General features: G+C 46.2%; 1 protein-coding gene. It reads right to left on the bottom strand.

Going from position 1 to position 641, the window contains the following annotated elements; all coding sequences use genetic code 11:
- A partial coding sequence (locus tag G4V62_RS19175) for an S-layer homology domain-containing protein (protein ID WP_165205237.1) occupies positions 1 to 641 on the bottom strand: 641 nt, incomplete at both ends.

The raw sequence follows: 641 nt of genomic DNA, 5'->3' as shown, positions 1-641 counted from the left end.
GCGCGAGCCGTCATTGTGAATAAGTCTTGACGAGCGATGTGCGCATTCGGGTTAAAGCGGTTGTCGCCCGTTCCTTGAACGATACCTAGATCTTTAGCAACGTTGAGTGGCTCATAGTAATACGCGTCTTGATTTACATCTGTAAAGGACGTTTCTCCACGTTGTGCCTGTAGATCAAGTGCTCTTACTAACATCGTTATAAATTCGGCTCTTGTCACTGCGCGCTCCGGAGCGAATTGATTCTCGCCTGTTCCTTGAATGACGTCGCGTGCAGCTAATCCTTCAATCGCCCCTTTTGCCCAATCGTAGGTGGCGATATCTGCAAAGCTTTTGCTCACATATTCGATATGGTATTGACCGAAGTGATTTGTTTCCAATATCACTGCTTTAGAATTCTCATTAAAGCGTGCGTTTGGTACAATCACCGCTTGCAAGTTATCGATACGTTTGACGACAATGTTGTGCGTCTTTTGCATCTCAAGTTGAGTTGGCTTATACGGCATGTTGATACGGATTGGCTTGTTTGCCCGCTCTAGCGCTTCTCCGTCTACTTCAACGTTGAACACAAACCCTTGACCAGCAGTCCGTTTAAAGTGAAGCTCAACGTCAGCTTTTGCCTTCACATTCTTTCCTAGCACATC

The organism is Litoribacterium kuwaitense (assembly GCF_011058155.1).
Taxonomy (GTDB): Bacteria; Bacillota; Bacilli; order Bacillales; family DSM-28697; genus Litoribacterium; species Litoribacterium kuwaitense.
The sequence above is the reverse complement of the archived record's forward strand: the minus strand, read 5'-3'. Positions and strand labels throughout refer to the sequence as shown.